The 22,813-nt window shown below is 63.3% G+C and carries 24 protein-coding genes; 9 read left to right on the top strand and 15 right to left on the bottom strand.

Annotated features, from left to right (window positions below; translation table 11 throughout):
• Positions 1-158: 158 nt before the first annotated feature.
• Entirely contained in the window at positions 159-596 is a 438-nt protein-coding gene (locus tag ACZ5J0_RS01910) for an SRPBCC family protein (RefSeq protein WP_464094042.1), read from the top strand.
• Between the two features lie 7 nt (positions 597-603).
• Here ACZ5J0_RS01910 and ACZ5J0_RS01905 read toward each other — a convergent pair whose 3' ends face one another.
• Both ACZ5J0_RS01905 and ACZ5J0_RS01900 read right to left on the bottom strand, forming a co-directional pair.
• A complete protein-coding gene (locus ACZ5J0_RS01905) occupies positions 604-1,410 on the bottom strand; it encodes an IclR family transcriptional regulator (RefSeq protein WP_142936957.1) in 807 nt (268 codons plus the stop codon).
• A gap of 183 nt (positions 1,411-1,593) precedes the next feature.
• Entirely contained in the window at positions 1,594-3,651 is a 2,058-nt protein-coding gene (locus ACZ5J0_RS01900) for an ALF repeat-containing protein (RefSeq protein WP_464094041.1), read from the bottom strand.
• A 268-nt stretch (positions 3,652-3,919) separates the two neighbouring features.
• On the opposite strand from ACZ5J0_RS01900, the gene ACZ5J0_RS01895 reads away from it, so the two are divergent.
• Complete coding sequence (locus tag ACZ5J0_RS01895) at positions 3,920-5,380, top strand: amino acid permease (protein ID WP_464094040.1); 1,461 nt, start codon at positions 3,920-3,922, stop codon at positions 5,378-5,380.
• Between the two features lie 71 nt (positions 5,381-5,451).
• On the opposite strand, the gene ACZ5J0_RS01890 is transcribed toward ACZ5J0_RS01895, so the two are convergent.
• Together ACZ5J0_RS01890 and ACZ5J0_RS01885 are read right to left on the bottom strand one after the other, a co-directional pair.
• Positions 5,452-6,864, bottom strand: coding sequence for an HNH endonuclease (locus ACZ5J0_RS01890; protein ID WP_464094039.1), 1,413 nt, complete (start codon positions 6,862-6,864; stop codon positions 5,452-5,454).
• 127 nt (positions 6,865-6,991) lie between these two features.
• Positions 6,992-7,855: an SDR family oxidoreductase gene (locus tag ACZ5J0_RS01885; protein ID WP_142936961.1), complete on the bottom strand. Its 864-nt coding sequence runs from the start codon at positions 7,853-7,855 to the stop codon at positions 6,992-6,994.
• A gap of 105 nt (positions 7,856-7,960) precedes the next feature.
• On the opposite strand from ACZ5J0_RS01885, the gene ACZ5J0_RS01880 reads away from it, so the two are divergent.
• Positions 7,961-8,338 (top strand): winged helix-turn-helix transcriptional regulator, encoded by a 378-nt coding sequence (locus tag ACZ5J0_RS01880; protein ID WP_142936962.1) that lies wholly within the window; start codon positions 7,961-7,963, stop codon positions 8,336-8,338.
• 13 nt (positions 8,339-8,351) lie between these two features.
• Here the strand turns inward: ACZ5J0_RS01880 and ACZ5J0_RS01875 are convergent, their stop codons facing one another.
• Positions 8,352-9,101: a 3-hydroxybutyrate dehydrogenase gene (locus ACZ5J0_RS01875; protein WP_464094038.1), complete on the bottom strand. Its 750-nt coding sequence runs from the start codon at positions 9,099-9,101 to the stop codon at positions 8,352-8,354.
• A gap of 4 nt (positions 9,102-9,105) precedes the next feature.
• Complete coding sequence (locus tag ACZ5J0_RS01870; RefSeq protein WP_166841149.1) at positions 9,106-10,497, bottom strand: MFS transporter; 1,392 nt, start codon at positions 10,495-10,497, stop codon at positions 9,106-9,108.
• Between the two features lie 137 nt (positions 10,498-10,634).
• Between ACZ5J0_RS01870 and ACZ5J0_RS01865 the strand changes: the two genes are divergently transcribed.
• From ACZ5J0_RS01865 to ACZ5J0_RS01855, 3 genes are all read left to right on the top strand, one after another.
• Complete coding sequence (locus ACZ5J0_RS01865) at positions 10,635-11,531, top strand: LysR family transcriptional regulator (RefSeq protein ID WP_250821064.1); 897 nt, start codon at positions 10,635-10,637, stop codon at positions 11,529-11,531.
• Between the two features lie 71 nt (positions 11,532-11,602).
• A complete protein-coding gene (locus ACZ5J0_RS01860) occupies positions 11,603-13,390 on the top strand; it encodes an ABC transporter ATP-binding protein (protein ID WP_464094037.1) in 1,788 nt (595 codons plus the stop codon).
• Positions 13,387-15,141, top strand: coding sequence for an ABC transporter ATP-binding protein (locus ACZ5J0_RS01855; RefSeq protein ID WP_464094036.1), 1,755 nt, complete (start codon positions 13,387-13,389; stop codon positions 15,139-15,141). The genes ACZ5J0_RS01860 and ACZ5J0_RS01855 overlap by 4 nt, the downstream gene beginning before the upstream one ends.
• Here the strand turns inward: ACZ5J0_RS01855 and ACZ5J0_RS01850 are convergent.
• A complete protein-coding gene (locus ACZ5J0_RS01850; protein ID WP_464094035.1) occupies positions 15,124-16,050 on the bottom strand; it encodes a spermidine synthase in 927 nt (308 codons plus the stop codon). The two genes, ACZ5J0_RS01855 and ACZ5J0_RS01850, sit on opposite strands and share 18 nt — an antisense overlap.
• 117 nt (positions 16,051-16,167) lie before the next feature.
• Here ACZ5J0_RS01850 and ACZ5J0_RS01845 point away from each other — a divergent pair, with 117 nt between their 5' ends.
• Positions 16,168-16,353: a hypothetical protein gene (locus tag ACZ5J0_RS01845; RefSeq protein ID WP_142936968.1), complete on the top strand. Its 186-nt coding sequence runs from the start codon at positions 16,168-16,170 to the stop codon at positions 16,351-16,353.
• A 68-nt stretch (positions 16,354-16,421) separates the two neighbouring features.
• Here the strand turns inward: ACZ5J0_RS01845 and ACZ5J0_RS01840 are convergent, their stop codons facing one another.
• Together ACZ5J0_RS01840 and ACZ5J0_RS01835 are read right to left on the bottom strand one after the other, a co-directional pair.
• Positions 16,422-17,327 carry a sucrase ferredoxin gene (locus ACZ5J0_RS01840; protein ID WP_243753177.1) on the bottom strand — a complete coding sequence of 302 codons (906 nt, stop codon included), beginning with the start codon at positions 17,325-17,327 and terminating at the stop codon, positions 16,422-16,424.
• A gap of 44 nt (positions 17,328-17,371) precedes the next feature.
• Entirely contained in the window at positions 17,372-18,577 is a 1,206-nt protein-coding gene (locus tag ACZ5J0_RS01835; protein ID WP_464094034.1) for a cupin domain-containing protein, read from the bottom strand.
• 14 nt (positions 18,578-18,591) lie between these two features.
• Here ACZ5J0_RS01835 and ACZ5J0_RS01830 point away from each other — a divergent pair, with 14 nt between their 5' ends.
• On the top strand, positions 18,592-18,942 hold the full coding sequence (locus ACZ5J0_RS01830) for a hypothetical protein (protein WP_464094033.1): 351 nt from the start codon (positions 18,592-18,594) through the stop codon (positions 18,940-18,942).
• A 6-nt stretch (positions 18,943-18,948) separates the two neighbouring features.
• Here ACZ5J0_RS01830 and ACZ5J0_RS01825 read toward each other — a convergent pair whose 3' ends face one another.
• From ACZ5J0_RS01825 to ACZ5J0_RS01815, 3 genes are read right to left on the bottom strand one after another with little or no spacing between them, the layout of a single operon-like run.
• The gene (locus ACZ5J0_RS01825) at positions 18,949-19,452 is read right to left on the bottom strand and encodes an N-acetyltransferase family protein (protein ID WP_464094032.1); all 504 of its coding nucleotides are present in this window, start codon (positions 19,450-19,452) and stop codon (positions 18,949-18,951) included.
• A 3-nt stretch (positions 19,453-19,455) separates the two neighbouring features.
• Positions 19,456-20,127 (bottom strand): O-methyltransferase, encoded by a 672-nt coding sequence (locus ACZ5J0_RS01820; RefSeq protein ID WP_464094031.1) that lies wholly within the window; start codon positions 20,125-20,127, stop codon positions 19,456-19,458.
• Between the two features lie 40 nt (positions 20,128-20,167).
• Positions 20,168-20,500, bottom strand: a complete 333-nt coding sequence (locus tag ACZ5J0_RS01815) for a thiamine-binding protein (RefSeq protein WP_142936972.1) — start codon at positions 20,498-20,500, stop codon at positions 20,168-20,170.
• Between the two features lie 92 nt (positions 20,501-20,592).
• Here ACZ5J0_RS01815 and ACZ5J0_RS01810 point away from each other — a divergent pair, with 92 nt between their 5' ends.
• Positions 20,593-21,222 carry a TetR/AcrR family transcriptional regulator gene (locus ACZ5J0_RS01810; RefSeq protein ID WP_142936973.1) on the top strand — a complete coding sequence of 210 codons (630 nt, stop codon included), beginning with the start codon at positions 20,593-20,595 and terminating at the stop codon, positions 21,220-21,222.
• Between the two features lie 7 nt (positions 21,223-21,229).
• Here the strand turns inward: ACZ5J0_RS01810 and ACZ5J0_RS01805 are convergent, their stop codons facing one another.
• The 3 genes from ACZ5J0_RS01805 to ACZ5J0_RS01795 are packed head-to-tail and all read right to left on the bottom strand — an operon-like array spanning position 21,230 to position 22,721.
• The gene (locus ACZ5J0_RS01805) at positions 21,230-21,541 is read right to left on the bottom strand and encodes an AzlD domain-containing protein (protein ID WP_142936974.1); all 312 of its coding nucleotides are present in this window, start codon (positions 21,539-21,541) and stop codon (positions 21,230-21,232) included.
• Complete coding sequence (locus ACZ5J0_RS01800; protein ID WP_446698036.1) at positions 21,538-22,269, bottom strand: AzlC family ABC transporter permease; 732 nt, start codon at positions 22,267-22,269, stop codon at positions 21,538-21,540. Before ACZ5J0_RS01800 ends, ACZ5J0_RS01805 begins: the two co-directional genes overlap by 4 nt.
• 17 nt (positions 22,270-22,286) lie before the next feature.
• A complete protein-coding gene (locus ACZ5J0_RS01795) occupies positions 22,287-22,721 on the bottom strand; it encodes a DoxX family protein (protein ID WP_142936976.1) in 435 nt (144 codons plus the stop codon).
• Positions 22,722-22,813 lie beyond the last annotated feature (92 nt).

Here is a 22,813-nt window from a genome sequence, read left to right as displayed (position 1 = left end):
ACTCCTTCGTCTGTGGGAAGTAGGTGGTGGAAAGATCTTCTGCTTCTACTAAAGCCCCTTTATCACACGGCCGGAACGGCTTTTGGAGTGGCACCGTCCGGGATTACAGACATCTCCAACCTCTCGCATTTACGCCACAATGAGCGCATGCTGGACCCATGGGAACCTACCGAGTAACAACGCTCGTCGCGGCACCGCCTGAGCGGGTTTTCGCAATGTGGACAGACCCGGACCGGTTTAAGGAGTGGATCGGTGGGGTCACCCGGGTGACTGACCGCGTCGGTTCAATGGATGAGGCAGGCAGCCGCTACACGGTGTGGTTCGGCAGGATGAAAAGCCCCACCGAAATCCTCGCAGTGGAACGGCCTTGGCACATCCGCACGCGGTTCGGCAATGCGATCCTCAAGGGCGAGTCTGATGTGCGGTTTGCGGCCGAGGGCGACGGCACCCGTATCCGGCAGGAGTTCGTGACCCGCGGATTCGTCGCGGCCATTTTCGGGCGGCTTTTCGCCATGGGCTCCTACAAGGGCAGCTTCAAAGGCGAACTGGAGACCTTCCGCAAACTCGTGGAGAAGGAAGCCACGGGGCGAAGCTAGCGCCAGGTTAGGCTCCAGGCCGCCCGTGGATCCGCACCGATAGTTCGTCCGCCGCTTTCCGAATGCGCGCGGCAAGGACCGGCCATTGCTCAGCAGGCACTTTGTCCTCAAGGAACGTGACGGCGACTGCCGCCGTCGGCCATCCAACATGGTCCGTTACTGCGGCGGCGATGGAGCAGAATCCCGGCGTGATTTCGCCGTTTTCCGTGGCGTAGCCGCGCTGCCGGACCTGGTCCAAGTGCGACGACAACGCCGAATACTTCATGATGGGGAACTCCACCTCATGTCGCGAAGTGAAGGCGGCGGCATTCGGATACAGCGCACGAACCTGCGACTTTGGCAGGGCGGCAAGGATCGCGCGGCCCGACGCCGTGAGGTGGCTGGGCAGGCGGACCCCGACGTCGGTCACCAGGCTGGGGCGGTTCTTGGCGCGTTCCTCCACAATGTAGAGCACGTCACGGCCGTGAAGCACCGCCAAGTGCGCGCTCTCGCCGATCACGTCCACCAGGGCGGCGAGCATCGGCCGGCCCAGCCGGGACAAGGGTTCCTGGCGCGAATACGCCGAGCTGAGTTCGAAGGCGCTGATGCCTAGCCCGTAGCGCTGCTCTTCATGCAGGTGAAGGACGAACCCGTTCGCCTCCATGACGCCGAGCAAGTGGTACACGCTGGATCGCGGCAGGCCGAGCGCGGTGGCAATGTTCGACGCCGCCATGGGACCGCGGCGCGAAGCCAACAGTTTCAAAATCCTCAGCGTATTTTCGGCCGCCGGGACTTTGGACGTGGCTTTGCCTGGTGCGGTTGGCGTGGTTGTCATGGTTCCTCGCTGCTCGGGCTGCTTGCGGGATTAGTCCGGTGTATACAGGTACCGCTGTCCGGTATCCCGTACTCAAGCGTGCACCCTCGGAGAGTCAATCACCAGCGCGAATGCATTGATCGGTGTCTGGGATGCCGGACTCCCTTAGCGAGCCCGAACCTCTACCCCTAGGCAACGCGGCCCTTACGCGGAAGCGGCACCCTTACGCCGAAGCAGGAACGTGATGGCTCCGGCCGCAGCCAAGACCAGCGCCACGATGAGGCCAATGGTCCAGCCGCTCATTCCGGCAGACGAAGCGGCCAACGGGGTGGCTGCCTCCTGCGATTGCGAATCAACCGAGGCGGCATCATTGTCAGCCGACGCGGCCGGCGGCACTGAAATGCTGGGCATGGCCGACGGAGTTGCCGCAGGTGTTGCCGCCGCTTCGGCTGGCGTACCGGTTTCGGCGAGCCCGACGGCGGGAGCATAGTCGCGCGGCCAAGGAACGACGATCGGGGCTACTCCGGTTCCGGAGTGTTGCGAAACGTCGACCTGGCCGGCTGCAGCCTGCCCGGCCTGTCCACCAGCAGCGGCCGCGGCAGCTTCCGCCTGACGGGCAGCTTCAGCTTGACGAGCCGCTTCCGCTTCCGCGGCTTTGGCAGCGTCAGCCGCCTTACCGGCGTCGACGGTTGCAGTGTCTGCCAAACCGGCAAGCTCGGCGATCATGGCGTCGATGGAGGCAACGTGGGCAGTGGTTGCCGCGTCTCGATTCGCAGCCGCGGCCTGGCCTGTGGTCATGAAGGCCTCGAGATCTGCGCGGCTGCCGTCAAGAGCAACGCTCGCTGCCGCACGAACCTCCGGCGTCGAATCCAACGCATAACTGGTCTGGATGCGATTATCCAGATTCCGGGCTTGAACAAAACCGTATTCCAGGAAGTAGCGGACGTCTGCGTGACTGACTGATTCGAGCGCTTTCTTGGCGGCCTTCTCCACAAATTCGCCTCCGACTGCCAGAAGCTGGAAAGAGCGTTGTCGATCCGCGGTGAATGCCGACGGCTTAATGGCGTCCAGCTCTATAGCTGCTGCGTGGCCTTCAATGATGAAAGCTTTTACGGAAGTATCTCCACCCGACAGCGCCGTTTCCGCGGCTTCCCGAACTTTGGGTGTCCCCACCAAGGCAAGATCCAAGGTGGCCTGACGGGCTTCGCTGATCAGCGCGTCAAGGTCGGTTCCGGGGGCATCCAGCTTGGTAAGGAGCTCCGGAATTTCACGGGCCGCCTTTGCAAAGGCGGCCTTCGCCGGCTCCTGCGATGCCATTTGAGTTTCGTCCGCGATCCGTCTCGGTGTGGCCTGCGATGAGAGGAGGTCCCTGTCTGTCGCGAGCCGCGATGAGTCTGCCGCCCTTGCCGCAGAGGCGGTGCTCCGGGCTTGTTCGACAGCGGTCTTCGCACGGTCCGCGACCGCAGCGGTGCCGTTGGGGTTCGAAGCAATGTCTGATCTGACCTTTTGAAGGAGCGCGGCAACAGCCGTCGACTCAGCGTCCCGGTCGGCTGCAACGAGCTGCCCGTAGCGAAGGAAATCAGCAACGATTTCCCTGTCGTCCGTCATGACCGCTGCCTTGGCCGCAGCGCGGACACCCACAAAAGGAGAATCAAAGAGTTGGAACGCAGCCTGGCGGTCGTCTATCTCTGCGGCTTCCAGCCAGCCCCCGAGAACGAACTCCTCAATTGCTTGGTCGCCTTTGTCCAAACTGTCGGAGGCCTGCGTTCGGATTGCGCCGTTCAGAGTTAGAAACCTGTAGGCAGTGATATCAAGGTCAAGCTGCCACGCTCCGGCCCAACCTGTCGAGAGAAAAGCATCGATGGCCGCCGGGTCGCTTAATGCCAGGATCTTTTGCGCAGATGAGCGAACATGCGCACTCCCCCGCGTCGTCAGCTCGGCGACCAACTGCTTGCGGTCCGCGGCGAGAGTGACGTCCTGTCCGGCGTCGAGGAATGCTTGAAGCGCATCTGCGCCACCCACCAGCGCGGTCGCAGCAGCGGCACGGGTTGCGGGGCCACCTGTCTTCCACAGCTCAACAACGCCGGCAGTATCAGTAGCCCGCTCCACGAACGGAACGGGGGCCTGCGCGGCGTGGGGCACCTCGAATTCGGGAATGTCATAGGCCTGGGCTGGCGCAGCGAAGAGCAGAGAAGCCCCAGCTACAACGGCTATCAGGGCAGCAGAAACACGGCGCCGGGTAGCGCGGAATGAAGAAAACAAGGGTCCCCCAAGTAACGGATGCGGCGGCAGCACGGAGTTCAATGGGGGCGACGCGGATGCGAGGGATGCCTGACCGGTGACGAGCTGTCCGCGGTCATCATATCCGACTGGGAACTATGACTTTTACCACTGTGAATGTCGACGCCGAAAGTCGACACCACTGACTGTCTGCGATCAAAGACACCAAAGGCCCGTGAGTCCCATCACAAGTCGTCCAAAAGTGATCTGCTGGATAGCGATCCCCTCCCAAAGACGAGAAGGTTTTACTATGCAACAAACCAAGCTGGCTGTGGAGAGCTCTGTCCTCCACGCCGCGGGTACGGCGCTCAGCCGAGGCCTCAACGTCCGTCACATTCGCTTCATGGCGCTCGGATCCGCGATCGGCACCGGCCTTTTCTACGGTTCCGCCTCCGCCATCCAAAAAGCCGGGCCGGCCGTCCTGCTGGCCTACATCATCGGCGGCGCGGCCGTGTTCATGGTGATGCGAGCACTGGGCGAGATGGCCGTCCGACACCCGGTGTCCGGGTCCTTCGGCCAATACGCGTCCAAGTACCTGGGACCGTTCGCAGGTTTTGTGACCGGGTGGACTTACGTGTTCGAGATGGCCATTGTGGCCATCGCCGACGTCACGGCCTTCAGTATCTATATGGGTTTCTGGTTCCCACAGGTGGACAGATGGATTTGGGTACTCGCAATCATCCTGTTCCTGGGCGCCATGAACCTGCTCAGCGTGAAGGTGTTTGGCGAGCTCGAGTTCTGGTTCTCGCTGATCAAGGTGGTGGCGATTATCGCCATGATCGTCGGCGGTGCAGCGATCGTCGTGTTCGGCTTCCAAACGGGCGACGGCGGCGGCGTGGCACCGGGACTCGGGAACCTCGTGAATCACGGCGGGTTGTTCCCGAACGGTTTTGAAGGGCTCCTGGCCGCATTCGCCGTAGTGATGTTTGCCTTTGGCGGGATCGAGACGATCGGTATCACGGCTGGCGAGGCCACGAACCCCAAGAAGGTCATCCCGCAAGCAGTTAATACAGTGCCCGTCCGCGTTTTGTTGTTCTACGTACTGACGTTGGGCGTGCTGATGAGCATCTTCCCGTGGAACGAAATCGGCAGCAGCGGTAGTCCATTCGTGCAGATCTTTGATGGCTTGGGGATCCCGGCCGCACCGCATATCCTCAACGGCGTGGTCATTACCGCAGCGCTCTCGGCGATCAACAGCGACATCTTCGGTGCCGGACGTATCCTCTTCGGACTTGCCCAGCAGGGTCACGCACCCAAGAGTTTCAGCAAGATTTCCCGGCATGGTGTCCCCTGGATGACCGTGTTGATGATGGGCGGCATCCTGCTGGTGGGCGTCGTGTTGAACGCCGTGATTCCGGAGGACGTGTTCGTGCTCATTGCCTCGATCGCTACCTTTGCCACCGTGTGGGTTTGGGTGATGATCCTGGCTTCGCACGTTGCCATGAAACGGGAGATCAAGCGCAAGGGCTTGCCGGCGTCGGAATTCGGTTCGCCTCTGTGGCCTGTCGCTTCCATTCTCACCATGGCGTTCATGGCCATGGTGATCGTGATCCTGGGCGTCTTCGAGGACACGCGTGTTGCTTTGTACGTTGGTGGCACCTGGCTGGTGTTGCTGTTCGTGGCCTACAAGATGTGGGTCCGCGGTGGCGGGCTCCGCCGGGCCGAGCTGGTGGACGAGACGGCGCAAATGCCAATGGTGAAGGCAACCTAGTTTGCTGGCTGCGCAGAAGTTTGCTGGCTGCGCAGAAGTTTGCTGGCTGCGCAGTAGTTTGCCGGCTTCGTCTAGTTTCTCAGGCGTGTGGACTTGCTTCCCGGCAGCGGTGGCGCTTTGGATTTGTAGCTGTGCCCGGTGGGAGTGCTGACGCGGATCGTGTGCACATCACTGGGCATGCTCTTTGCGGTCCAGCCCGGAGTCTCCTTGGTGTGGTTGCAGGCTTCGCAAAGCCCGGCCCCGTTGTTGAGGTGGGTGCTGCCTGCAGAATGCCAGGGAATGATGTGGTCGATGTGCCGGATAGGCGCATCGCAGTACGGAGTACGGCATGTATTGTCCCGAATGTGGATGAAGCGTCTCAATTTTTGGGGGAAGAACCGTGCTTTTGAGTCCATCGTCAGGAGCTCGCCGCTGCGGGGAGCTGTGTAGAGGCGGCGGAGCAGCACTCTAAATTCGCTGCGGTCCGTGGGCTCCAGGTTCCCATGAAGCTGATCCTCATACCCTGATTGTTCATCAACCAGAAGTGCCCTTGCCCATTCAGCGGGTACGATTCCGTAGCCTTCGAGCCGAGCAGGCTCGGGGTCCCCTTGAAAGAGTGTGCGATCGGTCATGACGAGGTTGAGGTTGATGCCCGCAATGCCACCCGACGTGCCCGTTACGCGTTCAGTCAGGGTGTCAGCCATGACTTGGCCACGGGTCCGCGCGTCCCCGCTGGAACGGACGGAATCAGCTGTCCGAGTCAGCGCTGCATAGACGGCCACGCCTTGGGCGACCGGGAGTAGTGCGGTGAGGTACGTCATGGTGTCCGGCGCAGGACGGAGGCTGACCGTACGTTCCGCAGCCGCACGGCTGGCTCGCTGCGACACAGACCGCGGGTCACGACGATATGCGGCGGCTTTTGCAGCGGCGATGATGGCTTTGTCGCCCGTGCCGTCGAAGGTCCCGGCGTCCGGGGCGAGTTCCTCATCCACCGATGCCCGGTCCTCAACGGACAGGCAAGCTGTTTCCTTCACGAGCAGCGTGGCCCGCCACTCGTTCAACTGACCCGACTCCAGTGCTGCCATGGTTCGCGGCATTTCCGTAACTAGCGCTTTGGCGAAGCCAAAGAGCCTGGATCCCTTATTGGGTGATTCCCGCCGCGCCAACGCCACTTGCGCAGCAACGCCCATGCCACGCTCTGCCGCAGGAACCCCGGCCTGGGCCTGCTCGGCCCGCTGCGCCAGATCAAACGCCACTGCAATCCGGGCTTGCCGGGCTGAAATGGCAGACTTCAGGTCTTCAAGATCGCGTAACTCATCGATCAGCGCCGAGCTATCGGCGGTGATCGGAAGTGACCCCAGCTCAAAGACGAGCTCCCGGATGCTCCCTCCGCTGACTGCCACTCCGGACGCAACCGCCACGGAAGGTGCAGGAGCCACGACACCGGCAGAAACTAACGGGGGCGAAGCCACTGTTGCCCGCTGCGATCGCCGAATTCCGTCCATGAAGCCACTCTTCCAGCCACCTTCGCCGGACATCAGACCCAAAGTTGCCTATGTGGAAAACCCAAGAGACAGTTGGTTCCAATGTTCTCGCCGAACATTGGAACCAACCACCAATCGGCGGGTTGTTCTAGAGGGAGGCAGCGGCGGAACGTACGGCCTCGGACAGCGGAGTCGAGGGGCGGCCGATCAGCTTCTGGAGATCACCGCTGGTGACCAGAAGATCGCCACGGGCAATTCCCAGATCAGAGTCGGCAAGGATTTCGGCGAAGGCGTCCGGCACGCCTACGCCCACCAGGATCTGCTGGTATTCGTGGGCAGGAAGATCGTTGTAGGTCACCTCTCGCCCGGCAGCGGAGGAAATTTCAGAGGCCAACTGGTCCATGGTGAACGCGTGGTCCCCACCGAGTTCGTAGACCTTCCCGGCCTGGTCATCCGCCACCAGGACCGCCGCCGCGGCGTGCGCGTAATCTGCACGCGCGGCTGCGCTGACCTTGCCCTCGCCGGCACTTCCTGCAATGGCACCCTGGGCCAGGGTTCCCGGGAGCTGCTCGGTGTAGTTCTCCAAGTACCAGCCGTTGCGCAGCAGGACGAACGGGATGCCGGAGTCCTTGAGAAGCTCCTCCGTTGCCTGGTGCTCGGCGGCCAGCTTCATGCCCGTGGTGTCCGCATTGGCAATGCTGGTGTAGGCCAGCAGTTCCACGCCCTCCGCCTTGGCAGCCTCAATAACCGTGCGGTGCTGCGCCACGCGCTGGCCCACTGCACTGCTGGAGATCAGCAGCACCTTGGTGGCGCCCTTCAGTGCCGCGGCGACTGATGCCGGGTTTTCGTAATCCATCTCCTGGACTGTGACGCCACGTTCGGCGAAGTCAGCCAGCTTCTCCACCGAACGCCCGGTGGCCACAATGTCCCCCGCCGGAACGTTGCGCTCCAGGAGCGCCTCTACAACGTGGCGGCCAAGCTGTCCGGTTGCTCCAGTGATAACGATGCTCATGGGTGGTTCCTTTCAACGGAAGTCTTGCTCTGTCATGGTGGACAACGAGCCCTACATCCAGAAACTTCCCAAAAGTTAGTACGCACTTTAAGGTAAGGTACTGACATGAAAGTAAGTGACCTTCCAGCGCGGTTGCCGGCAACCATCGCCGACGGCGTTTTCCCGGCAGGCTGCCCCAGCCGGACAGTCCTGGATCACATCACCAGCAAATGGGGTGTGCTGATCCTGCTTTCCTTATCCGAAGGCGATCAACGCTGGAGCGAACTGCGGCGCCGGGCTGAGGGCATCAGCGAGAAAATGCTCGCCCAAACCCTGAAGACACTGGAGCGGGACGGGCTGGTCCGCCGTGACGCGCAACCAGTCATCCCGCCCCGCGTGGATTACAGCCTCACCGAACGCGGCCGAGAGCTCAGCACGCTCCTCATTCCTCTGGTGACGTGGGCCTTCGACAACGCCGACGCCATCATCGGCGGCCAGAACTAACCCGGCGGCGCCTTTACCGCGCCGACCACCCGCCGTCCATGGTGTAGCTCGCGCCGGTGACCATCCCGGCGTCGTCGGAGGCCATCCAGGCGGCCAACGACGCCACTTCCTCCACCTCCACAAGCCGTTTCACGGCGGACTCAGTCAGCATCACTTTGGCCAGGACCTCGGCCCCGGGGATGCCGTGAAGACGGGCTTGGTCGGCGATCTGCTTCTCCACCAACGGCGTGCGGACGTAGCCGGGGTTGATGCAGTTGGACGTGACCCCGCGTTCGCCCCCCTCCAGGGCAGTAACCTTGCTGAGGCCCTCGAGCCCATGCTTGGCCGAGACATACGCACTCTTGTAGGCCGAGGCCCGCAACCCGTGGACCGACGAAATGTTGATGATCCGGCCAAACCCGTTGGCGTACATGTGCGGGAGCGCGGCCCTGATGAGGAGGAACGGGGCCTCCAGCATCAGGGCCAGAATCCGCCGGAACTCCGCGGGTTCGAACTCCTCGATCGGTGCAACTTTCTGGATGCCGGCGTTGTTGACCAGGATGTCGCAGTCGAGGCTCAGCGCGGCCAGTGTGTCCACATCCAACAGATCCACCGTCCAGGCAGTGCCGCCCAGCTCGTCGGCGAGGGCCGCAGCTCCGGAGGCATCGACGTCGGCCACTACTACTTTCGCCCCGCGGGCGGCGAGCGCACGGGCGCAGGCGGCCCCGATCCCGCTGGCACCGCCGGTCACCAGTGCTTTGCGTCCGTTCAAGGAGTTGTCCATGGAACTAGCCTTTCGAGGTTGCGGAGGCCGGTGTCAGACCGTGCCGGATGGCGTCGGCTTCGTCCACCTCTTGCAGCGCGATGCCCTTGGTTTCCTTGAGCGAAACGACTGCGACGACGGTAATAGCGCAGGCGACCACCAGGTAGATCGCTGTGGGAACCCAGGATCCGGTGTCCTTGAGCCACTGGGTTGCCAGCAGCGGGGCGAGTGAGCCGGCGAAGATCGAGGTAACCTGCGAGCCGAGCGAAACACCGGAGTAGCGCATGCGGGTGGGGAAGAGCTCGGACATGATGGCCGGCTGCCCTGCGTACATGAAGGCGTGCAGGCACAGGCCGATAGTCACGGCGAGCACGATCACCACGGCGTTCTTGGTATCGAACATGGGGAAGGCGAAGAACGGCCAGGTTGCGCCGGTGATGGCACCCACCAGATATACGGGCTTGCGTCCCCACGAGTCCACAAGGCGTCCCACCTGCGGGATGACCAGGAAGTGGATGACGTGGGCGATCAGGAGTGCCAGCAGGAGCGAGGACGTGTCGTACTTGTGCACGCTCTTGAGGTAGACGATCGCGAAGCTCACCACCAGGTAGTACATGATGTTCTCCGCGAAGCGCAGACCCATGGCCTGAAGGATGCCCTTGGGGTACTTGCGGATGACCTCGCCAACTCCGTAGCTGATGGCCTTGGACTCCTCCACCTGTGCCTTGGCTTCGAGGAAGATGGGAGCTTCAGTGACGTGGGTGCGGATGTAGTAGCCCACAAAGACGATCACTGCGGAGAGCCAGAACGCGACGCGCCAGCCCCAGCCGAGGAACGCTTCGCTGCTCAGCGTGGAGGACATGACGAAGAGGACCAGCGTGGCCAGAAGGTTGCCCACCGGTACTGCAGCCTGCGGCCACGACGACCAGAAGCCGCGGGACTTGTTGGGGCTATGCTCAGCCACCAGCAGCACAGCGCCGCCCCATTCGCCGCCGAGGGCAAAGCCCTGGATGAAGCGGAGAGCCACCAGCATGGCCGGCGCCCAGTAGCCGATGTCCATGAAGCCGGGGAGGCAGCCCATCAGGAAGGTGGAAACACCCACGATCACGATGGTCAGCTGCAGGGTGGGTTTGCGGCCCAGCTTGTCGCCGATCTGGCCGAAGACGATTCCGCCGAGCGGACGGGCCACGAAGCCGACCGCGTAGGTGATGAAGGCCTGAATGATGCCGTCCAACTCATTGCCGGTGCTCGGGAAGAAGTACTTGCCGAAAACCAGCGTGGCGGCGGTGGCGTACAGGAAGAACTCGTACCACTCCACCACGGTGCCCACCATTGACGCCGCGACGATCTTCTTAAGTCCGGAACCCTCGCCGGCGCCTTTCCCTGCCCTTGATGCGGAGCGCTGCTCTACGCTCATATCCATCTCCTCAGTGTCCTCTTTGACCCTTGTGAACGTGATGTGATCCACAACACGACATGCTCCACTGAGTATTGCTGCAGATTCTTCCGCACTCAATGACCAAAGTGGCACTGAGTATGTGCAAAATTGCAGATATGAATCCAAACCCCGACGACCTTCTCATCCTCCTGGCCGTCTCACGCTCCGGGAAATTTACGACGGCGGCACAAGCCTTGGGACTGAACCACACCACCGTTTCGCGCCGGATAGCGGCGCTGGAAAAGGCTCTGGGCGGCAGGGTCCTCGCGCGTGCGGCCGGTGGTTGGGAGGTGACGGAGCTGGGAGCCGAAGCTGTGTTGGTCGCGGAACGGATCGAAGCTGCGGTGGGCGCGCTGGGCCCCAGCCACCGGGCACCCGACCCCATTACCGGCGTCGTACGCATGACCGCGACTGATGGCTTCAGCGCGTATATCGCGGCTCCGGCCGTGGCGCGCTTGAGAAGCCAGCACCCCGGCCTCAGCGTTGAGATCGTCACAGTAACGCGCAGGGCGTTGCAACAACGCTCGGGGCTGGACATCGAAGTAGTGGTGGGGACGCCGCAAGTGCACCGGGCTGAGGCCATCAGACTCGGCGAATACCGGCTGGGGATGTATGCCTCACGCGCTTACCTGGCAGACAACGGGACACCCTCAAGCATTGAGGAGCTCACTCAGCACCAACTGGTCTATTTTGTTGATTCGATGCTGCAAGTGGACGATCTGGATGCGCCCCGCCGGCTGGTCCCCACCATGCGCGACGGCCTGAGTTCAACCAATGTGTTCGTCCATGTTGAGGCAACCCGCGCCGGGGCCGGCGTCGGGTTTCTGCCGTGCTTCATGGCTGACCGGCACGCTGATTTGGTGCGGCTCCTGCCCTCGGATTTCGCCGAGCTCCTCCCCTACTGGATGGTCCTCCGCCCGGACTCCATGCGCCGCCCCGCAGTTGCCGCCGTCGTGCAGGCCTTGCGGGAGGAGACGGAGAGCCGGCGGGAGGAGTTGCTGGGTGCTAAATAGCGTGCCCGGGGTGGCGGGCTTGGTGGGCCATCCGACGTTCTCGATGTTAGGCAAGCCTTACTATGTTAAGCATGCCCTCCGGTTCCGCCACTACGTCCTGCCCGCCCGGGCTCAAACAGCGAGCACCTTGGACTGTTTCCCGTCTCTTCACCCTCACCTTGTTCGCCAATCGCCGCTGGAGGCTGTTGCTTGTGGGCTGCGCCGGACTTGCCTTGCATCAGATCAGCGAGGCTTTGGTGCCGGCAACTATCGGCGCCGCGGTGGACAACGCCATTGAACCGAACGACGTCGGCGCCCTCCTGAGATGGTTGGGCGCCCTGGCTGTGGTGTTCGTTGTGCTTGCTTTGTCGTGGCGCCTGGGCACGCTGGCCACTGAGCGATCCTTCAATTACGGCTCCCATGACCTCCGGCAACTGGTGGTGGAACGGACACTTCACCACCGCGGCACGGCCGCGCGGCGGGCACCCGGCGAAATTGTGGCCATTGCTTCTTCCGACGCCGACAGGGTGGCCGGGCTGTCCTGGCTGATCAGCGGTGGTCTGGCTGCCGTGGCCGGGGTGATCACCTCGGCCGTTACCCTCCTGTTAATCTCGGTACCCCTGGGCCTTGCCGTTCTCCTGGCAACCCCGGTCATGCTGCTGGTGATGAACCGGCTCACTAAACCGCTCGAAAACCGCAGCGACATGGAGCAGTCCACGGCTGCTCAGGCCGGCGCCCTTGCCACCGATTTCATCACCGGATCGCGACCCCTCAAGGGCCTTGGTGCCGAGGATGCGGCCATCGCGCGCTACCGTGCCGCGAGCCGGGAGTCCCTCACTTCCGCCCTGAAAGCCATTCGCGCCAAGTCCGCTTACACAGGAGCCAGCACAGCCCTGTCCGCAGCTTTCCTGGCCGGTATCGCCTTCTTCGCAGCCTGGTTCGCCGTCCAAGGAACCATCACAGTAGGGCAACTGGTGGCCGTTGTTGGCGTGGCCCAGTTCGTTCAGGGACCCATGGCGTCACTGGGTTTCCTCAGCGTGGAACTGGCACGCAAACGCGCCTCGGCCGCACGCATCGCAGTCCTGCTTGAGGAACCAAACGCTGTTCCCGCCCGGAACGCGGAAGAACGTACGACGGCGGCAGTTGGCTCAGCGGCAACACTCACCTCGCCGACGGAACCAGCGCCGTACGGGGAACCAGCGCCGCTGCTCGAACTCAGCGGCAAGGCAGATAACAGCGTGTTCCCGCCCTTTACTGCGTCAATCGGCGAAATCGTGGGCGTCGTTCTTCCGGACGGTGACCAAGCGCGGAAACTCGTTGACACTCTCGGCTTCCGCACACCGGCTCCCCCGGGTCTGATATCCATCGATGGCCGCGATGCCGCCCATCTTGACCCCCAACACGTTCGTTCACGGGTCTTTGCCGACCGCCACGATGGCGTCCTGTTCCGCGGCAGTGTCCGCGAAAACGTGGCGGTGGCCAGCACGGAACTTGAGGAACGCGCCCTGGTGGCTGCCGCCGTCGAGGACTTCGTCTCGCAACTACCGGAAGGCACGGAAACTGTTCTCACCGGGCACGGCCAGAGTCTCTCCGGAGGCCAGCGGCAGCGACTGGTGCTCGGCCGCTCGCTGCACCAGAAGCAAGCGGTGATTGTCCTGCACGACCCCACTACCGCCGTCGATACCGCTACCGAAGCCGTCATTGCCGATGGCTTGCGCAACTTCCCGGACAAGGCCCTGGTGCTGGTGACCACGAGCCCCACGCTGCTGGGCATTTGCCATCGGGTGGTGGTGGGCGGAGCCGATGGGCCACCGGAAACCGGAACGCACCGGGAGCTTCTTGCCACGTCCGCCGGCTACCGTGCAGTGGTGGGCTCATGAGCGCGGAAATCCTGCCCATTGCCACGCCACGTGAGACCCGGAGGGCCATGTGGCGCCTGTTGGCGCAACGCCCGGCCAGGCTCACGCTGACCATTGTGGTGTTGCTGGCGGCGTCCTGTTGCGGATTGGCGGCCCCGGCAATTTTGGGTGTGATGGTCAACATCGCGGCCTCTGGCGGGGACGTCATGCCCCTGCTCTGGCTGGCAATCGGGCTGCTGGTTGCTGGTGGACTCGGCGCCCTGCTGGGCATTCTGGGCCAGAACCTGCTGGCGCGGATCTGCGAGGAAGCCCTCGCCGGACTGCGTGAGGAAGTGTTCTCCGCCGCCGTCCGGAAGCCGCTCGCCCAGCTGGAAAAGGCGGGCATCGGCGACGTCGTGGCCCGCGTGTCCGGCGACGTTGAAGCCGTCAGCGAGGCCATCTCTGGCGTGCTGCCAGCGTTCACCAGCGCTGCCTTCACCATCGCCGTGACGCTGCTGGGCCTGGGCGTGATCGACTGGCGCTTCGCAGTGGCCGTGCTCGTGGCGGCGCCCCTGCAGGTCTTCACCCTGCGGTGGTTCCTCAAGCGAACCGCGCCCATCTACAGGACCGTTCGGATCACTGAGGCCAGCCGGACCGAGCAGATCATTGAGACCGTGCACGGTTCGCCGTCTGTTGTGGCGCTGGGCCTTGGCTCTCGCCACGCTGATCTGGTGGCAGCCGCGTCCCGGGAGAACATCGGCCATTCGCTGCGCGGGGTGGGTTACCTGACCCGCTTCTACAACCGCCTCAACTTGGCCGAACTCATCGGCTTGTCCGCGGTCCTGGTGGTGGGGTTCTGGCTTCACGCCGAGGGCGCCGTCACCATTGGTGCGGCGACGGCAGCAGCACTGTACTTCTACCGGCTGTTCGATCCGATCGGGCTGGTCCTGGGCCAGTTCGATGAGCTTCAGAAAGCCGCGGCCGGATTAGGCAGGATGTTCGGGCTCACCATGGCTGCAGGGCCATCCACTGCCCGGCCCTCGTCACTGCCCACTGATGCCGGCATCGTCCTGGACAACGTCACCTTCGCCTACCCCGGCCAGCGGCCCGCTCTCCACGGAGTCTCCCTCACGGTGCAACCCGGGGAGCGAGTGGCCATTGTGGGCACCTCAGGCGCGGGGAAGACCACCCTCGCCAAAGTCATCATGGGCTTGGAACACCCTTACAACGGGACAGCATGGGTGGGTGGGCTGGACTCCGCCGCTGCTGCCCCGTCAGAGCTCCACGAGCGCATCGCCATGGTCAGCCAGGAGGTGCACGTCTTCTCGGGCACACTCGCCCAGGACCTCAGGCTCGCCAAACCGGACGCGTCCGCCGATGAACTTACGCAGGTGCTGGAGGCAGTTGGGGCTACTTGGGTTGAAACGCTCGACGACGGACTGGAGACTGCCGTGGGCGCGGGGGGCCACCAGCTCACTCCCGAGCAGGCGCAGCAGTTGGCCCTTGCACGTTTGATGCTCAAAGACCCACCCTTGGCAGTCCTGGATGAAGCTACAGCTGAGGCCGGAACGGGATCGGCGCACATGTTGGATCAGGCTGCCGAAGCAGCCTTGGCCGGAAGGACCTCAGTGGTGATCGCGCACCGGTTGTCCCAAGCAGCCTCGGCTGACACCGTGGTGGTCATGGAGCAGGGGCGGATGGTCGAGTCGGGTTCCCATCAGGATCTGCTGGCAGCCGAGGGCCGCTACGCCCACTTGTGGGAAGCCTGGAACAGCTCACTCAGCCGAAGCTGAAGGGCCCTCCCCCAGCGTCTCCACGGTAACGGGATCGTGCCGCACCGGGATTCCCTGGGCAAAAGCACGGACTTTGGCGTCGTCCCAGATGTGTGCCGGGACCCCGCCACCCAGGAGCCTCCGGGCCAACGTGGGGTCGTCGCCGAACGGCGCGTGGCTGCCGGCCATGATCATGTTGCCGTAGCGTCGCCCCTTGAGCATGGCGGGATCGGCAATGATCATGGTGTGCTCGAACGTGTCCGCGATGGTGGCGGCGTCGGCCCGGGCGTTCTTGAGGTCAGGGGCGTCGCCGGAATTGACCACATACAGTCCATCGGGGGCCAGGACTGAGTTCGCATGAGCAGTGAACTCCCTGGTGGTCAGGGCGCGGGGCGTGAAGGCTCCGGCGAAAACATCCCGGATGATGAGGTCCCGGCTGTCCGGGGTAAGGGACTCTGTGACCTGCCGTGCTTCACCCACGCGGATCCGCAGCATAGGTGCTTTGGGGAGGTCGAACCAGCCACGCACATATTCGGCCAGCTTCCCATCGAGCTCAACAACCACCTGACGCGCTTCCGGATAGGCGGCATGGAAATACCGCGCCATGGAGCAAGCTCCCCCGCCCAGGTGCAGGGCACGCAATTTGGGTTTCTGCTCCCGGGGCCACCGGGATTCCACCAGCGCCGCAATCCAGCGCATGTACTCAAAATCGAGGTACAGCGGATCCGAGAGGTCAATGTGCGAGCTCATGACGCCGTTGATCTTGAGCAGCCAGCCATTGGAGTTGTCCTGGTCCTGAAGCAACTCGCAATCGCCGGTATCGATGTAGTAGACCCCCGCCACCGGACCGTCAGGCCGGGTGCCTGTGGGCACCTCGACGACTCTCGCCGTCGACCTTTGCGACTTACTGATCCTCCCGCGTTTCGCCACTACTTTCGTCCTGCCTGAGTCATACTCCAAGCCTAGTGGAGCACTGCATGACCTCTACCCGTCACAACAAAGTAAGGCTACTTACAGTTTTGCCTCTAAGAGCCATATGATCTCTACATGGAACTAGGAGCATCGGTATGGGCGGAGGTGTTGACCGTGGCGGTCGCTTGGCTGACGGTGGTCTGCCTCCTCCTGGCACGCGTGCCCAAACCACCCAGCCTGCTCGACACGTCACTGGACGGCTCGCCCCTGGACGGCTCGCCCCTGGACATGGATCGACCCGAGGAAACGAAACCGCGCTGAGGCTCCGGGGAGAAGTGAGGCCCCCAGGAGAGGTGAGGCCCCCCAGGGAGAGGCTGACGGCCGTTTCGTCAGGCAGACCGGACTGACGTCGGCTCGTAAACCACAACAGAACCCGTCGACGGCGCCAAGCACGTGAGCTGGCTCGGCACGGAGCGGCGGGCCAGCAGGTCCACCGTGATATTCGCCGGGCGGGGCGGCCTGCCGGTGATCTGAACACGCCACAGTTCGCCGTCGCGCACAGTTTCCGTGACCACATAGTGGTGCCGGCCGGCAGGACCGAAACGGGCCAGCACGGCCACAATGGCCGCTTGTTGCACCGGGGAAAGGTCCGTGTACCCGCGCAAATACTCTGCGTGGATGCGATCGGAGAAATGACTCTCAATCGTGGCTACGGACGACTCGGCGTCCAGACCTCCGTAATACACACCGTCCGGAGCCAGCACGGCGTTCGCAGCGAACCTGTCACCGCCAACATGGGAGCACTCCCACACCAGGTCCGGCCAACGCTCGCCCAGCGCACGCCCCACCGGCCGGCCACGCACTGCGCAACAGGGATCATGCCGGCCATGCGCGCAGATCAGGATGACCGGCGGGAGTCCAGGGTCTCCGGGGGATGCCAATGCAGGAACGATCCCCGCGAGGTCCGCATCCTGCTCCCACGATCCCCAGAGCTGCCGATGGGCGCCGGAGCTCTCATAACGCAATACTGCCCAACGTTTTGGACCGTGCCGCGGGCGGGGGCCTGGACGTCGCACTAAGAGGACCCTTGCACCAGCCGTCCGGGCTGCCGTGGAAACGAGGGCTTTGGTTCCGGCCTCAAGATCAAGGCCTTCGTAACCACTGGGCGGCCATCCGGCCCGATGCTCTATGAGGACCCAGACCGTGCCCGGTGACGCCGTGCCTGCCATCGAGTCGCCGCGCACGCGGGCGCTGTTGGCACAGAAGAAACCTGGAGTTGCAGCCACCGGGGACATCACGGCTCACCGTCCCTGTTCATCAATATCAATGTTCATCAATATCAATGCTCAGCGGGGACGAGGACTCCTGCGCGCAACAGCCTTTCCACGAGTTCAACCCCTAGATCCTCTGCCAGGTGCTCTCCTCCGTCCAGCAGGCGTTTCACGGACGGCAAATCGGCCTCGGGGAAGTCGAGCCACCCCACGCGGGTATTCAGCCGCGAGCCCTCGAGCCGGGCTTCCAGCGCGTCCCGGAGTCGAATCAGCGACCCTGGCCCGAGGCGCTGAACAGCTGCGAGCTGGGCCACCGGACCAAGCGGGGCCGGACGCCCCTGCCCCCTCCGTGCGCGCTGGAACTGGGAGCTGGTATCAGCCTCAAGCACGGCGGCGGCAAGGCGTTCACGGATAGCAGCGAGTTCCCCCTCGGGTCCATCCACGCCCAGGGGCAAAGATCCGCGCATCTCCGGGTCATCGCACAGCGCAGCAAGCGCGGCCTGCGCGAGCTGTTCGGCCAGCGCATGGCGAGTCCACGTGTGGACTCCCAACGTGAGGTGAATCGAAACTTCGCCCTGTGCCTGAGCCGCATGCAACCAACCACGCGGGAGATAAAGGACATCGCCGGGCTCGAGGACCGTGTCAATGTAAGCGGGGCCTTGAGCAGCCTCGACGACGTCCGAGCGGCGATCGGTCCACGGCTGGCTACGCAACGGGTCCACGTGGACAGGCTCGTGGATAATCCAGCGCTTGGTTCCTTCGATCTGCAGGACGAAAACGTCGTGAACATCGTAGTGGTCGTCGAAACCGCGGTTCTGAGGCGGCGTGATGTAAGCGTTGGCCTGCACAGGATGCCCCAACTCGGTGCTCAACTGAGCGCTGAAGCGTGAAACTGGATCCCACGTTCGATGCAACGCCTGCAGAACAAGGGTGGCTCCGTCAGAAAATTTGCGCCACAGGGCGGTGTCATCAAGCTGGTCCGAGATGGTGGCCCCAACGCCCGCCGGAGACGTGAAAGAGGATTCGGGAAGCGTGGAGCCGCCCTTGGCTACCCGAAGAAAAGGGGTGCGCAGACCGCGACGCGAAATCAGTTCGTCAACGGCGCCGGCAGAAAACACGTCGGAGAAGTCGCTGACGCCACGGCTAAGCAGCGCGGTGCGCCCCCAGACGTTGCCGGCAAACTTTTCAAGGCCGACGTCGATCAGTCGTGTTTCCAGAACCCCGGCGCCCTTCACGGCGCCGGGCTCCTGGAAATCAGTGCTGGTAGAGCTCAAATTCAGCTGCCCTGTTGTTCGGCACCGCCGTCGGCACCGCCATCGGCACCACCATCGGCACCGCCGTCGTGAGTGCCGGGGACGCCAGCCGCACCACCGTCCGCGGGGCCTTCAGCACCACCATCGGCACCACCATCAGCACCGCCGTCGTGAGTGCCGGGGACGCCAGCCGCGCCACCATCCGCGGGGCCTTCCTGCTGGTTTGGATCCTGCTCTGGATCAGTCATGCTTCCTCCCGAGAATCGAATGGCGTACTCAGGCTCCGATTTCGGCGCCCGCTTTCAACCCGGGCGATCTTCAGCCGCACCGCCCGTGATCACCATATCCATATGGGTCAGCTGTGGGAACAGCTTGGGCGGATGTGATTCCCGCTAAGACACGACGCCGGGACGCACCATCCGATGTTCCGGCAGGGAGCACCAGGACGGGTCGCAGAGTTGGCGCTTTCCGTCCGGCACAAAACCGTTGCGCCGATAAAAAGCCTGGGCGCGAGGGTTGTCATCCAACACCCACAGGTAAGCAGGTCCGTCGCCGATCAAGGCCTTCACCAACGCCTGCCCCACACCCCGTCCATGAACGCTTTCCAAGGTGTAAAGCATGAACAGCTCCCGTTCGCATGGTCCGTCCTCGTCTTGTCCGGGACCTGCGGCGCCAAGGCCCACCAAGTGGCCGTCGGGGTCATGGGCCAACATCCGGGTGTGGCCCGCAGCGATGAACGCCCGGTACCGTTCGATGCGGTCCGGCAGTGCCGCTTCCTGCTTCTCGAAGAACTCCGGAGGCAGCAAGTGCCCGTAACTCTCCTTCCACGACTGGACGTGCATGTGGGCCATGGCCTCGGCATCGTCAACCCTTGCCGGGCGAATCGTGAAATCCATCGGCTACCGCACCCTGGCTATCGCGAAGCCGTCCCAGCCCTTGCTGCCGACCGTCTGGATGGCCGTGGCATCGAGGCGCGGATCCTGGCCCATCTTTTCCAGCATCGCCACGATGCCCGGCGCGTTATCGGGGTCCCGTGCAGTCTCCAGGATGGCCCCGTCCCAGATGACGTTGTCCACCACAATCACCGTGCCTGAGCGCCCCAAGCGGATAGCCCAGTCGAGGTAGTTGGAGTCGTTCTCTTTGTCGGCGTCAATGAAAACGAAGTCGAACGCTTCCTGCCCCGCCAAGGTGGGAAGGGTGTCCAGGGCAGCGCCCACCCGGATATCCACCTTGTGGCCCACACCGGCGGCATCAAGGTTGGCGCGTGCGACGTCCGCGTGCTTTTGGAGGAATTCGCACGTCACTATCCTGCCCTCGTCGGGCAGCCCCTGTGCCATCCACATACTGCTGAACCCTGCCAGGGTCCCGATCTCCAGCACCCGCCTTGCACCGGACATCTGCACGAGCATCCGGAGGAGCTTTCCCGCGTTGGGGGCGACTTCGATTGCCGGCATGCCAGCCTCCACGGCGGATGTCACGGCGCGCTGATGCGCAGGATCAGGACGAACGACGACGTCAGTGAGGTAACGCTCGACGTCAACCCAGCCTGGCTCGGTTACGTGTTCAATCATGGCCCCCAGTCTGGCACTCACCGCACCTTGGGGGAAGGATCTACTCCGTGGCGGAAATAGCCTCTTCGAGCCGTTCAACCTTGCCGGTCAGCTCACCGCTGTAGCCGGGCCGGATGTCTGCCTTGATGACCAGGGAGACGCGGCTGCCGTAGCGGCCAACCGCCTCGGTGGCGCGCTTGACGACGTCGAAAACCTCGTCCCATTCGCCTTCGATGGTGGTGAACATGGAGTCCGTGTGGTTGGGCAAACCTGACTCGCGGACAATCCTGACCGCGGCAGCGACGGCGTCGTGCACGGAAGCGTCAGGGGTTGGTCCCCCGTTGGCGGCGGAAGCGGGCTGGCCCGAAGGGGCGACTGAAAATGCAAGCAACATGAAATCCAGTGTTTCATGTACCGGTTTGTCATATAAGAACGTACTCCGGCGTAACAACGGACCCGAGGCGCTCCATTGCTACCCTGACAATCATGGAACAGCCCTCTGAACGCAAGCCCCTCAGGGCCGACGCCGCACGAAACGTGGACAAAATCATCACCGCCGCCCGGCAGTGCTTCCGGGAACACGGCCCGGAAGTACCGCTTCAGACCATTGCCGCCACCGCTGGAGTTGGCCCCGCAACGCTGTTCCGCAACTTCTCGGACAAAGAGCAACTGGTGCTCGCAGCACTCTCACGTCAATTGCGGCTGCACGTAGACCCGGTAGCCGCTGAAGCAGCGCAAGGTATGGACGCTGCCGAAGGACTCATCAAAGTCATCGACGCCGTGATGCAGGTAGCGAGCGAGGACGCGAACCTTCTTGGCGCCGTTGCCGGCAGACGCGGGCTCCTGATTGGAATCACCCGGGGCATCATCGGTTCCATGGAATTCCTCCTCAAGCGCGGTCAGGACCAAGGCTCCCTGCGGCGCGATATCACCATTGAGGACATGGTCCGGCTCGTCGCCATGCTGATCGGCGCCGTGGACACCATGGAACCTGGATCAGCGGCGTGGAAGCGTCCCGTGGCATTGATTGAAGACGCTATCCGGACCGAGCGGCCGTCCCGGCCCCTTCCGGAACAGTCCGCCATACCAGGCGTGACGCTGACCGAAGTTCACTAACCGCGTTCTACCCCCAGCCCAGCAGCCGCAGCAATGCTGCGGCTGCTGCACCTGAAATCACGACGACGAGGAACGGCGCGCGCAGCCACAGCGCGACGGCGGCAGCAACCAAGGCGCCCATGCGGGCATCGAGGACCAGGCCTTGTCCCGACGCCACGGCGTTCACCACGGTCAGGGATGCCAGCAAGCCAATGGTCATGGTGCCGGCGACGTGCATGATCCGCGGGCTCTCCAGTAACTTGGCCGGCACGAAGTAGCCCACCAGCTTGGTCAGATACGCCAGCGCACAGGCAATGAGGATCCACAGCCAGAGGTTCATTTTCCGCCCCCGCGCTGGTGCTTCTCCGCATACGGATCCACGTCCGGTTCCAGACCTTCATCCAAACGTGCGTGGCTGAACCAGCCGATCACTCCGGCCACAACTGCGGCCACCAGAATGGGAACACCTGAAGGAACAAACGGCACGGCCAGGATGGTCGCAAGCGCACAGGCAGCGGCGATCGCCCAGGGTTCGCGTCCCTTCAAGCGTGGCCACAACAGAGCCAGGAACGCCGCAACGGCAGCCCCATCCAAGCCCCACTGTTTGGGATCACCCATGGCGTCACCAGCCAACGCACCAATGGCCGTAAAAATATTCCACAAGATGAATATTCCGATTCCGGCTGTCCAGAACCCGCGTCGTTGCTCGTCGGGATCCGACTGACCGGACGCCGTCGCCGTCGATTCATCTATGGTGATGTGCGCGGAAACGTAACGTTTCCACCCGCTGGGGCGGAGCATGGCGTTGATCTGCATTCCGTAAATGCCGTTGCGAAGACCCAGCAACGCGCTGGCTGTCATGGCCGCAACTCCGGAGCCGCCGCCGGCAACCACGCCAATGAAGGCGAACTGCGAACCGCCGCTGAATAGCAGGAGGCTCAGCACCATCGTCTGCCAGAAATCAAACCCCGACGCCACCGACAGGGCACCGAAAGACACCCCGTAGAGGCCGGTCGCAATGCTCAGGGACAGCGCCACCTTGAAGGCCGGGGAGTCCTTGAGCCTCATAGGAGGAGCACTGCTGCTCATTTCCGCAGGCTCCAGGACCACAGGATGAGCGGAATCTGCAGAGGCAAGCGGAGTGTGTGGATACGCCGTTCGGCGGCCGTGCCCTTCGGACCGTAGGCGCGTCGCAGAGCATCTATATGCCCCGCAAGGAATGCAGTGAACATCGCTGTAGTGGCATCCGCGGCTACCTTACGGGTGCCGGGGATCAGGAGGCCGACGCCGGCAGTCACCTCAAGCAGGCCCGACGTCGCGATCCATTCCTCGCGTGACATTACTGCCAGCGGGCCATTCGGACGACTGCCGGGCTCATCCTTGCGGCACAGGTAATCCGGAACCACCGGGTAATAGAACCTGGGCGTGCGGAAGTGCTTCGCGGCGCTGGCCAGAAGCAATGCGCTCAGAGCGACTGCGGAGGTGGTTCGGGTTGCTTGGGCTGACCAGCGAAAAGACATGAGACCACTCAATCACAGGCAGGGTGGCACCCAAAGCCGGACCCAACTGAGTCGCAGCAGAGCGCGTTTTGACCGCTCAAAACGCGCTCTGC

The organism is Arthrobacter sp. DualSoilB13, assembly GCF_055389195.1.
This window is presented reverse-complemented; position numbering and strand designations above follow the sequence as displayed.

Bases quoted from the DNA above. Each gene is read 5' to 3' on its own strand.
- ACZ5J0_RS01910 (WP_464094042.1), top strand. From the start codon at position 159: ATGGGAACCTACCGAGTAACAACGCTCGTCGCGGCACCGCCTGAGCGG.
- ACZ5J0_RS01905 (WP_142936957.1), bottom strand. From the start codon at position 1,410: ATGACAACCACGCCAACCGCACCAGGCAAAGCCACGTCCAAAGTCCCG.
- ACZ5J0_RS01895 (WP_464094040.1), top strand. From the start codon at position 3,920: ATGCAACAAACCAAGCTGGCTGTGGAGAGCTCTGTCCTCCACGCCGCG.
- ACZ5J0_RS01890 (WP_464094039.1), bottom strand. From the start codon at position 6,864: ATGGACGGAATTCGGCGATCGCAGCGGGCAACAGTGGCTTCGCCCCCG.
- ACZ5J0_RS01885 (WP_142936961.1), bottom strand. From the start codon at position 7,855: ATGAGCATCGTTATCACTGGAGCAACCGGACAGCTTGGCCGCCACGTT.
- ACZ5J0_RS01880 (WP_142936962.1), top strand. From the start codon at position 7,961: ATGAAAGTAAGTGACCTTCCAGCGCGGTTGCCGGCAACCATCGCCGAC.
- ACZ5J0_RS01875 (WP_464094038.1), bottom strand. From the start codon at position 9,101: ATGGACAACTCCTTGAACGGACGCAAAGCACTGGTGACCGGCGGTGCC.
- ACZ5J0_RS01870 (WP_166841149.1), bottom strand. From the start codon at position 10,497: ATGAGCGTAGAGCAGCGCTCCGCATCAAGGGCAGGGAAAGGCGCCGGC.
- ACZ5J0_RS01865 (WP_250821064.1), top strand. From the start codon at position 10,635: ATGAATCCAAACCCCGACGACCTTCTCATCCTCCTGGCCGTCTCACGC.
- ACZ5J0_RS01860 (WP_464094037.1), top strand. From the start codon at position 11,603: ATGCCCTCCGGTTCCGCCACTACGTCCTGCCCGCCCGGGCTCAAACAG.
- ACZ5J0_RS01855 (WP_464094036.1), top strand. From the start codon at position 13,387: ATGAGCGCGGAAATCCTGCCCATTGCCACGCCACGTGAGACCCGGAGG.
- ACZ5J0_RS01845 (WP_142936968.1), top strand. From the start codon at position 16,168: ATGGAACTAGGAGCATCGGTATGGGCGGAGGTGTTGACCGTGGCGGTC.
- ACZ5J0_RS01840 (WP_243753177.1), bottom strand. From the start codon at position 17,327: ATGTCCCCGGTGGCTGCAACTCCAGGTTTCTTCTGTGCCAACAGCGCC.
- ACZ5J0_RS01825 (WP_464094032.1), bottom strand. From the start codon at position 19,452: ATGGATTTCACGATTCGCCCGGCAAGGGTTGACGATGCCGAGGCCATG.
- ACZ5J0_RS01820 (WP_464094031.1), bottom strand. From the start codon at position 20,127: ATGATTGAACACGTAACCGAGCCAGGCTGGGTTGACGTCGAGCGTTAC.
- ACZ5J0_RS01815 (WP_142936972.1), bottom strand. From the start codon at position 20,500: ATGTTGCTTGCATTTTCAGTCGCCCCTTCGGGCCAGCCCGCTTCCGCC.
- ACZ5J0_RS01810 (WP_142936973.1), top strand. From the start codon at position 20,593: ATGGAACAGCCCTCTGAACGCAAGCCCCTCAGGGCCGACGCCGCACGA.
- ACZ5J0_RS01805 (WP_142936974.1), bottom strand. From the start codon at position 21,541: ATGAACCTCTGGCTGTGGATCCTCATTGCCTGTGCGCTGGCGTATCTG.
- ACZ5J0_RS01800 (WP_446698036.1), bottom strand. From the start codon at position 22,269: ATGAGGCTCAAGGACTCCCCGGCCTTCAAGGTGGCGCTGTCCCTGAGC.
- ACZ5J0_RS01795 (WP_142936976.1), bottom strand. From the start codon at position 22,721: ATGTCTTTTCGCTGGTCAGCCCAAGCAACCCGAACCACCTCCGCAGTC.